10 protein-coding genes and 1 pseudogene are annotated in these 9,179 nt (G+C 30.5%); 7 read left to right on the top strand and 4 right to left on the bottom strand.

The window, feature by feature from the left end; translation table 11 throughout:
* Nucleotides 1-138: pseudogene (locus FWJ34_RS19610) on the top strand (RNA-guided endonuclease TnpB family protein); the annotation flags it as partial.
* 477 nt (nucleotides 139-615) lie between these two features.
* Here the strand turns inward: FWJ34_RS19610 and FWJ34_RS15740 are convergent.
* From FWJ34_RS15740 to FWJ34_RS15730, 3 genes are all read right to left on the bottom strand, one after another.
* Nucleotides 616-783 carry a hypothetical protein gene (locus FWJ34_RS15740; protein WP_308256291.1) on the bottom strand — a complete coding sequence of 56 codons (168 nt, stop codon included), beginning with the start codon at nucleotides 781-783 and terminating at the stop codon, nucleotides 616-618.
* Nucleotides 784-1,256: 473 nt separating this feature from the next.
* A complete protein-coding gene (locus FWJ34_RS15735) occupies nucleotides 1,257-2,636 on the bottom strand; it encodes a UDP-glucose/GDP-mannose dehydrogenase family protein (protein ID WP_308256290.1) in 1,380 nt (459 codons plus the stop codon).
* Nucleotides 2,637-2,754: 118 nt separating this feature from the next.
* The gene (locus FWJ34_RS15730; protein ID WP_308256289.1) at nucleotides 2,755-3,684 is read right to left on the bottom strand and encodes an SDR family oxidoreductase; all 930 of its coding nucleotides are present in this window, start codon (nucleotides 3,682-3,684) and stop codon (nucleotides 2,755-2,757) included.
* Between the two features lie 162 nt (nucleotides 3,685-3,846).
* Here FWJ34_RS15730 and FWJ34_RS15725 point away from each other — a divergent pair, with 162 nt between their 5' ends.
* From FWJ34_RS15725 to FWJ34_RS15700, 6 genes are read left to right on the top strand one after another with little or no spacing between them, the layout of a single operon-like run.
* Nucleotides 3,847-4,302, top strand: a complete 456-nt coding sequence (locus FWJ34_RS15725; protein WP_308256288.1) for a PqqD family peptide modification chaperone — start codon at nucleotides 3,847-3,849, stop codon at nucleotides 4,300-4,302.
* A 49-nt stretch (nucleotides 4,303-4,351) separates the two neighbouring features.
* A complete protein-coding gene (locus FWJ34_RS15720; protein WP_308256286.1) occupies nucleotides 4,352-5,413 on the top strand; it encodes a hypothetical protein in 1,062 nt (353 codons plus the stop codon).
* Entirely contained in the window at nucleotides 5,413-6,108 is a 696-nt protein-coding gene (locus FWJ34_RS15715; protein ID WP_308256285.1) for a glycosyltransferase family A protein, read from the top strand. Before FWJ34_RS15720 ends, FWJ34_RS15715 begins: the two co-directional genes overlap by 1 nt.
* Nucleotides 6,109-6,122: 14 nt before the next feature.
* A complete protein-coding gene (locus FWJ34_RS15710; RefSeq protein WP_308256284.1) occupies nucleotides 6,123-6,812 on the top strand; it encodes a glycosyltransferase family A protein in 690 nt (229 codons plus the stop codon).
* Nucleotides 6,813-6,816: 4 nt separating this feature from the next.
* Nucleotides 6,817-7,506, top strand: coding sequence for a glycosyltransferase (locus tag FWJ34_RS15705; protein WP_308256282.1), 690 nt, complete (start codon nucleotides 6,817-6,819; stop codon nucleotides 7,504-7,506).
* A 29-nt stretch (nucleotides 7,507-7,535) separates the two neighbouring features.
* Complete coding sequence (locus FWJ34_RS15700; RefSeq protein WP_308256281.1) at nucleotides 7,536-8,228, top strand: glycosyltransferase; 693 nt, start codon at nucleotides 7,536-7,538, stop codon at nucleotides 8,226-8,228.
* A gap of 86 nt (nucleotides 8,229-8,314) precedes the next feature.
* Here the strand turns inward: FWJ34_RS15700 and FWJ34_RS15695 are convergent, their stop codons facing one another.
* Complete coding sequence (locus FWJ34_RS15695) at nucleotides 8,315-9,022, bottom strand: WecB/TagA/CpsF family glycosyltransferase (protein ID WP_308256280.1); 708 nt, start codon at nucleotides 9,020-9,022, stop codon at nucleotides 8,315-8,317.
* Between the last annotated feature and the right edge of the window lie 157 nt (nucleotides 9,023-9,179).

The raw sequence follows: 9,179 nt of genomic DNA, 5'->3' as shown, positions 1-9,179 counted from the left end.
AAAGGTTCAAAAAAGAGGATAAATGCAGACGTAAATGGTTCCTATAATATAATGAGAAAAGTAATCCCAACAGTCTTTGACTCAGGGATAGAGGGCGTTGTAGTTCGTCCAGTTAGGATAACTCCTATGGTAGAATAATGACTTCTACTTTCTGCCCTGGATTAAACGGTAAATTAAATAAAACTAATTCTTGAGAGTTACTAATAGTCAAATACTTTTTATAAGCATTCATATTTTTTATTTTTTCTTATTTAATTAATTTTTTATTAACTAATTATAAATTATTTGTGAGAAAATTTTATTGAAAGTAGCTATATATTAGCAATGGGATCTTGCGTTTTATAATAATTTGGTAATTTCAGAATATTATTTGATTTCTAACAGATAATTTAGAATTTCTATATTATTTATTGAATTAGGAGAATATTTGTTAATAATGCTAATAACTTCACTGGTTTAAGTATCCATATCCTGCCAATAAAGATTTGGTAATAAGTCGCCAAAAGCATTAATTTCTATATAGAACCCATTTGATATTTACATCTGTAACCGAAATAACAAAAGGTTTTGACGAGATTAAAGCATTTATTCTCAAATCATTACTATGTAATTCTTCTAAAAAAGATACCAAATGGGTTCTATAGCGTATTCTTTAAAATTAGGATAAATTAATAAATCAATTCCACCATAAAAACTATTAGGAAATAAAGATAAGGCTTTAATACATGTTTCTTGAATTTCATTCCAATTTTTAGGGTTAATTTTATTTACTAAAAAAATCATCTAAATTACCTCTTTTATTCAATAAATGTAATTTGGTAATTATGCCTTTTGTGCCAAGTATAACTACCGTATTTTGAGGTTTACCATTAATTACTACTATTCTTAACAGGTGGACAAGTTGAATGGTAGAAAAATTCCTAATATTCGATGCACTTTAAAATAATTTTATTGATTCATGGAAAATACAATCTCCCTGTCTTCCTGTCTGCCTGTCAACGAGAGTCATTCATCATCTATTTTTATCTCGAACTCAGGTTAGCTTATGTCAGAATTGAATCGTTTTGCCGCTCGTTTATTAGACTTCTTGCTCCCTCGAGTAATGAGTAATAAGTTAAGAAATTTATGTTTTCCATCCTAAAATAGATTTTACTTTTTATTTTGCAAGAGATTTATTGGAGATGTCTATTTTTCTACCCAACTTACCGTAAGAACATTTTTATTAGTAAGTAATTCAGAGAAGATAATATCGTTAATTATTTGCCGATACCAACGTAATAAAAACCTGCTTCTTCTATTGTCTGACGATGGAGGAAGTTACGCCCATCAATGATAACAGGATTTTTAACTAATTTTCTCATTTTTGGTAAATCTAGTTTTAAAAATTCCTGCCAATCAGTAACTAAGACTAATGCGTCACAACCATCGGCTAACATTTCGGCGTTACTTTCAATAATAACCCCAGAAAGTCCGTGACTTAAGCCCGTTTGAGATACGATAGGATCATAGGCTTTTACTTTTGCACCAAGACGATTTAATTCTTGAATAATGTTTAAAGCGGGTGCGTCGCGCATATCATCGGTATCCGGTTTAAAGGTTAAGCCCAATAATCCGATCACTTTTCCTTTAAGTATTTTTAACTCATGTTGCAGTTTTTCGATGACGATTACTCTTTGACGCTCATTTACTTTTACCGCCGCATTCATTAATTCCGTTTCATAGCCATAATCTCTGGCGGTATGAATCAACGCTGATACATCTTTGGGAAAACATGAGCCTCCCCAACCGATACCCGCTTGTAAAAATTTACTCCCGATACGAGAGTCTAAACCGATGCCTTTAGCTACTTGGGTTACATCTGCACCGACTCGATCGCAAATATTAGCCACTTCATTAATAAAACTGATTTTGGTAGCGAGAAAAGCATTAGCGGCATATTTAATCATTTCCGCCGAACTTAAATCAGTGACAACCACAGGAACATGAGGTAAAGTAATATCATCGGAAAAACTACGATTGACTAAAGGTTGATATAATTCCTTCATCATGGCGATCGCTTTTTCACTACTACTACCTAAAACAATACGATCTGGATTAAAAGTATCATAAACGGCACTACCTTCTCGTAAAAATTCAGGATTGCTGACAACATCAAAGATAGGAGTAAATTCTTCTGTCATAACAAAACCTTCCCCTAAAATTGTGGTTTGTCGCTCTTTAAAACCATCTAAAACGATCATCCGTACCCAATCTCCCGAACCAATAGGCACAGTTGATTTATTAACAATTACTTTATAGCCACCGTTAAGATGATTACCGATACCCCTAGCAACGGCTTCCACATAACGAGTATCACTTTCGCCAGTAGGTAAAGGAGGAGTGCCAACGGCAATGAATAAAATTTCTCCATGATTGACTCCGACACCTAAATCTGTAGTAAAATTCAACTTACCGCTATTCATACAAGAGTGCATCAATTCTGACAATCCGGGCTCATAAATGGGGGATTGCCCTTGTTTCATAAGTTTAACTTTCTCTTCATTATTATCAACACAAATAACATCATGACCGATATGAGCTAAACATACACCTGTAACTAAACCAACATATCCTGTACCAATGACACAAACGTGCATAAATTTCTCCTTTTGAATCTTAAAATTTGGTTAATGTAATTAATAGATTTCTCTTTTGCAGCCTTCTTTGCGCCATGAGTGCCTTTGCAAGAGAAAATCACATCGTAATAATTTAAACCTAAACTTGAATTTTTTGGCGAAAATCCTCAATAGTAAATTTTAAACCTTCTTGAAGAGGAATAGTCGGTTGCCAATCTAAATAGTGTTTTGCTTTAGTTATATCAGGTTGGCGTTGTTTAGGATCATCTTCGGGTAAAGGTTTGTATATCAATTCAGCATCAGGATTAACCATTTCTTGGATAGTTTGTGCCAATTGTAAGATAGTATATTCTCCCGGATTACCTAAATTTACAGGGCCAACATAATCGTTATTCATAAGACGCATTAACCCTTCAACTAAGTCCGAAACATAGCAAAAACTGCGAGTTTGCGAACCATCACCATATACTGTTAAAGGAATACCCCTGATAGCTTGGGCGATAAAATTACTCACAACACGCCCGTCATTTTCTAACATTCTAGGTCCATAAGTATTGAATATTCGTGCTACTCTGATCGCTAGTTTGTGTTCTCGGTAATAATCAAAAGCGAGGGTTTCAGCGACTCGTTTACCTTCATCGTAACAACTACGAATTCCAATACAATTGACATTACCTCTATATTCTTCAGGTTGGGGGTGTACGTCAGGATCTCCATATACTTCAGATGTAGAAGCTAACAAAAATCGAGCTTTGACTCGTTTAGCTAAACCTAACATATTCAAAGTACCGATAACATTAACTTTGATGGTTTTAACGGGGTTAAATTGGTAATGAATGGGGGATGCTGGACAAGCTAAATGATAAATTTGATCTACTTCTAATCTAATGGGTTCTGTAATATCATGACGAATTAACTCAAAACGAGGATTATTAAACCATTGTTTTATATTGGTTTTTGTCCCCGTGTAAAAATTATCTAAACATAATACTTCATGACCTTGATTCATAAGGCGATCGACAAGATGAGAGCCTACAAATCCAGCACCACCAGTGACTAAAATTCTCATATAACTTGATCTGTGAATCTAAAATTAATCTATAAGTTAACCTATAGGTGTCACTTTGAGCAAATTTTTTTGTTGTGATATTTCTTCTTTGTGCTTTTTTGGCACATTGTAGTAAAATTATTCTCAAACTTTTGTTTAAATAAACTTCATAAAAAAACAACAATGCTTCAAAACTATTTTAAAGTTAATACCTCAAAAGTGGTTCAAGAAACTATTGACGGTGAGGTAGTAATTGTTAATCTTAAAAAAGGTTATTATTACAATTTAATTGACACGGGGGCTGAAATTTGGTCTTATATCGAAAAAGGCATTAGTCAAGAAGAAATTAATTCAATAATTATACAAAAATATTCAGGTAATGAAGATGATATAAGTAGTCAAATTAACGATTTTTTTCAAGAATTATTGACAGAACAAATTATTATTCCTGATCTTAATCCTCACAATATATCTGAAAAAAATACGATAATTAAAGAAGATATAAATACCGATAAATTTTCTTTTCAAACACCAAAATTAAATAAATATACTGATATGGAAGAATTACTGGCACTAGATCCTATTCATGAAGTGGATGAAATGGGTTGGCCTAATGCTAAAATTGACACTCTTATTTAAATAAAAGTCCTAAATAAAATTCTAGATCGGATAATTAAGAAGTATTCTAATGAATCATAACAACTTAGATTCTTTTCCACAACAACCATTAGAGTTTTTTAATGATATTTTTTCTTATTATTATCAAGCAGTAAAAAAATCTCAAAATATCTCTTATTATTATCAAATTGCTGGGTTTAATATCTGTTTAAATTTTCCATCTCCTGCTTTAATTTCTAAAATTATTCCTGCTTTATCTCATCTTAAAATAGATAAGGTTTCTTCACCAGATTTAACTATTTGTCTTTGGGATAGCCATTCTACGGGAGTAAAAATGCCTCCCCCTCCTTGGGAATGGAATAATTTACTACCAAGAGGAGAAGTTAATGCTTTAACTTGTGATAAAATTTATACTTCTTTTCAAAGAGGAGCTAATTCTTTAAGTTTAGTTGATTTAGAACGAAATTTGGCTATTTATTGGGTAAATGATCCTGATTTGTTACCATATTGGGAAACTAGCTCATCCTTACGAAATATTTTACAGGTTTGGTTTAGTGACAAAAATTTACAATTAATTCATGGTGGGGCGGTAGGATTACCTGAAGGGGGAGTATTATTGGTAGGGAAAGGAGGTAGTGGTAAGTCAACAACGGCTTTATCTTGTCTTGATTCTGAGTTATTTTACCTTAGTGATGATTATAGTCTGATTACAGCGAATCCTATTCCTACGGCTTATAGTGTTTACTCTACTGGAAAGAAAAAACCTGATGATGTGGATAGATTACCATTTTTAAAACCGATGATAAGTAATCTTGAACGTCTTGGAGAAGAAAAAGCTGTTTATTTTTTACATGAGCATTTTCCTGAAAAAATTATTAAAACTTTTCCTTTAAAAGCGGTTTTAATTCCGAGAATTACAGGAGAAAAAGATAGTTATTTAGAAAAAACATCATCAATTATGGGATTATCTTCTTTGATTCCTAGTACGATTAAACAGTTACCTCATACTGGGGAAAAAGCCTGTAAAATAATGACTGATGTGGTTAATCAACTTCCTTCTTATTATCTTAATTTAGGTACAGATATTAAACAAATATCATCGGTTATTTTCAATTTTTTAAAGACAAAATAATGAATATAAATAATCCTTTAATTAGTGTAATTATTCCCGCTTTTAACGCTGAAAAATATCTAAAAGAGGCTTTAGAAAGTGTTATTAAACAAAACTATCATCCCTTAGAAATTATTTTAATTGATGATGGTTCAACGGATAATACTGCTAAAATTGCTAAAAGTTTTCAGAATATTAAATATATATATCAAGAAAATAGTGGTCACGCGATCGCCAGAAATAATGGTATTAAAATAGCGAAGGGAGAGTTTATTGCTTTTTTAGATGCTGATGATTTATGGACACCAAATAAATTAAGTTTACAAATAAATTATCTTAACGAGCATCCTGATATAAATTATGTATTAGGACAACAAAAAATATTTTTAGAGTCAGGAATAAAAAAACCTAAATGGCTAAAAGACGAGTATTTAGACAATGCAATACCTGCTTATTTATTAAGTGCTTTATTAACAAGAAAATCTATTTTTAATCAAATTGGTTATTTTGATTCAAGCTATAAACATGGTAATGATTCAGACTGGTTATTAAAAACTATTGATGCTCGTTTATCCATGTATATAATACCAGAAATAGTTTTATTAAAAAGAATTCATGACGCTAATCAATCCCATAATATTGAAGAAATGAAATCTGATGTATTAAGTTTTCTTAGGGCATCTATTAAACGTAAAAATAAGCAAAATAATCTTTAATTAATAATTATCATATGATTATTCAAAACCCATTTATTAGTGTAATTATTCCTGCTTTTAACGCTGAAAAATATCTAAAAGATGCTATAGAAAGTGTCATTAAGCAAAATTATCAACCATTAGAAATTATTTTAATTGATGATGGTTCAACGGATAATACTGCTAAAGTTACTAAAAGTTTTCAGAATATTAAATATATATATCAAGAAAATAGTGGTCCGGCGATCGCCAGAAATAATGGTATTAAAATAGCGAAAGGAGAGTTTATTGCTTTTTTAGATGCTGATGATTTATGGACTGATAATCATTTAGAATTATTAGTAAGTTGTTTTAAAAAAACTCATGATTTAGAGGTAGCTATAGGTTATGTACAATGTTTATTTTTGAAAGAAAAAAACCAAGAAAAAGAGTATTTTGAGGAATTTTCAAACTCCACTATTAATGTTAATTTAGGTGCTGGATTATATAAAAAATCAGTATTTAAAAAACTGGGTAATTTTGATCCTAATTTATCTCCCAGTGAAGATGTTGACTGGTTTTTAAGAATAAAAGAAGCCAATATTAATCAAATAATAGTTTCAGAAACTATGTTATATTATCGTATTCATGATAGTAATTTAAGTAAAGATAGAAAAAATAGTTATTCTGCTTTTCTTAAATCCTTAAAAATGTCTTTAGATCGTCGTAAAAAACTTAGAAAATAAATATATGATAAATTTGCCATTAGTTAGTGTAATTATAGTAGTTAAAAATGGTGAAAAATTTTTACAAACTGCAATTAAAAGTGTTTTAAATCAAACTTATAAAAACTATGAAATTATTGTTATCGATGGTAATTCTAATGATAAAACCCCAATTATTGCTCAATCTTATCCTCAAATTCGTTATTTTTTACAAAATAGTCAAGGAATAGCCGATGCTTATAATCAAGGAATTGATGAGGCAAAAGCGGAATTAATTACTTTTCTTTCTTGTGATGATATTTGGACTCATGATAAGCTAAAAATCCAAGTTGATTATATGATTGATAATCCACAAATTCAAGGTGTTATAGGCAAAGTAAAATTTTTTTTAGAAGAAGGAAATTTGCTACCATCAGGATTTAAAACTGAATTATTAGAAGGTGATCATATCGCTAAAATTATGGAAACATTAATGGTGAGAAAAAGTGTATTTGAAAAAGTTGGCAACTTTAACCCTGAGTTTTGGGTAGCGGAAGATACAGATTGGTTTGCTAGATGTAATGACGAAAATATTTCGATAAAAGTTATTGATCAAGTTTTTTTACACAAGCGAATACATAATAATAATAACTCAATTATTCATCCTGAACAGAATAAAAACTTACTCAAAATTTTAAGAGAATCAATTCATCGTAAAAGAAAAAAATTTAGTTAAGAAATTTGAAAAATATACAGAAAATTAATATGAATCAAGATCAATCATTAGTTAGTGTTATTATCCCAGTTTATAATCGTGAAAAATATGTTGCTCAAGCGATAGAAAGTGTTTTAAAACAAACTTATCAATCCCTAGATATTATCGTAATTGATGACGGTTCAACAGATAAAAGTGCAGAAATTATTAAAAGTTTTGGCTCAAAGATTAGATACTTTTATCAAGAACATAGTGGTCTTGCTAATACTTTAAATAAAGGAATTAATTTAACTAACGGTGAATTTATTGCTTTTCTTGATTCCGATGATTTATGGACAGAAAATAAGTTAAATTTACAAATGAAAGTTTTAAAAAATAATCCTCAAGTAAGTATAATCTTTGCTTATGTTCAACAATTTATTAGTCCAGAGTTAGACAAAAATATCCGAGATAAAATAGATCTTCCTAATGAGATAATGAAAGGCTATGTAAAAGGAACTATGTTAGCAAAAAAAGAAGTATTTTCTCAGATAGGCTTATTTGATAATACTCTAAAATTAGGTGATTTTATTGATTGGTATTTAAAAGCCTGTGAGCAAGGAATCAAAAGTTTTGTTTGTCCTGAAGTACTCTTAAAAAGAAGGATTCATGATACTAATATGGGAATTATTGACAAAAAAGATCGCAGTGATTATGTAAAAATAATTAAGGCTTATTTAGATCGTAAAAAATTAAAGAATTAATTATACTCCCCACAGTTAAAAACTTAACTTTTCATTATTAAATGTTTTGTTCATGATTTTTCTTGTTGATATTTTTTTTAATTTTATCAAAAAATCGATTTAAGAAAAAAATGCGGTAAAGCTAACATTCTTTTCCAACGATAAGGTTCTTGATATAGTCTATACAGCCATTCTAAATGATTATTACAGAAAAATTCAGGTGCTCTTTCTTTTACCTCGCCCCAAATATCAAAACTACCGCCAACACCTATCCAAACAGCATTTGGTGCTAAATGACGATGATTCATAATCCATAACTCTTGTCTTGGTACTCCCAAACCGACTAAAATTAATTTAGGTTGTATTTGTCGGATAGTTTCACACCAAGCCTCTAATTGTGCTTCTGATAAATAACCATGATTATAGGTGATATTGATAGTCGGTACTTTTTGCAACCATGCTTTCGCCGCTTTTTTTGTGACACCAGGAGCACCTCCATAAAAACAAATAGGATAGTCTTCTCCTCTTTTACCCAATTTTTCTACCACAGAAGATGCCAATTCTATTCCTGCAATTCGTTGTTGTTTTTGACCTCTACGCCATAAATAAAATATAATACCTGAACCGTCAGGTACTACTAAATCAGCTTTTTTGATAGCATTAGCTAATTCATCATTTTTTTGCGCCATCATCGCCATTTCCGAATTCATGGTGACAACATGAGTGGATTCACCGTTATCGATACGATTGATGATTAATTCTTCATAATTATTACTTAAATGTACTGGTAAATTAAGGACAGAAAAAGTTTTCATATTATTAATTAATATCTGTATAAATATATTTATAACAATTTTCACATAAGCGAGGTACAGGCAGGGGGCGATCATCCCTTTGTTAGCAAGGTTTATAGAGATCTCACCATAATTAAAAACGCTATAGTCTAAGTTATTATGTCAAATAAATTTTGAT

This window comes from Geminocystis sp. GBBB08 (assembly GCF_016743215.1).
In the GTDB taxonomy this organism is placed as follows: domain Bacteria; phylum Cyanobacteriota; class Cyanobacteriia; order Cyanobacteriales; family Cyanobacteriaceae; genus Geminocystis.
This window is presented reverse-complemented; position numbering and strand designations above follow the sequence as displayed.

Bases quoted from the DNA above. Each gene is read 5' to 3' on its own strand.
- FWJ34_RS15710 (WP_308256284.1), top strand. From the start codon at position 6,123: ATGATTATTCAAAACCCATTTATTAGTGTAATTATTCCTGCTTTTAAC.
- FWJ34_RS15700 (WP_308256281.1), top strand. From the start codon at position 7,536: ATGAATCAAGATCAATCATTAGTTAGTGTTATTATCCCAGTTTATAAT.
- FWJ34_RS15705 (WP_308256282.1), top strand. From the start codon at position 6,817: ATGATAAATTTGCCATTAGTTAGTGTAATTATAGTAGTTAAAAATGGT.
- FWJ34_RS15715 (WP_308256285.1), top strand. From the start codon at position 5,413: ATGAATATAAATAATCCTTTAATTAGTGTAATTATTCCCGCTTTTAAC.
- FWJ34_RS15695 (WP_308256280.1), bottom strand. From the start codon at position 9,022: ATGAAAACTTTTTCTGTCCTTAATTTACCAGTACATTTAAGTAATAAT.
- FWJ34_RS15730 (WP_308256289.1), bottom strand. From the start codon at position 3,684: ATGAGAATTTTAGTCACTGGTGGTGCTGGATTTGTAGGCTCTCATCTT.
- FWJ34_RS15720 (WP_308256286.1), top strand. From the start codon at position 4,352: ATGAATCATAACAACTTAGATTCTTTTCCACAACAACCATTAGAGTTT.
- FWJ34_RS15740 (WP_308256291.1), bottom strand. From the start codon at position 783: ATGATTTTTTTAGTAAATAAAATTAACCCTAAAAATTGGAATGAAATT.
- FWJ34_RS15735 (WP_308256290.1), bottom strand. From the start codon at position 2,636: ATGCACGTTTGTGTCATTGGTACAGGATATGTTGGTTTAGTTACAGGT.
- FWJ34_RS15725 (WP_308256288.1), top strand. From the start codon at position 3,847: ATGCTTCAAAACTATTTTAAAGTTAATACCTCAAAAGTGGTTCAAGAA.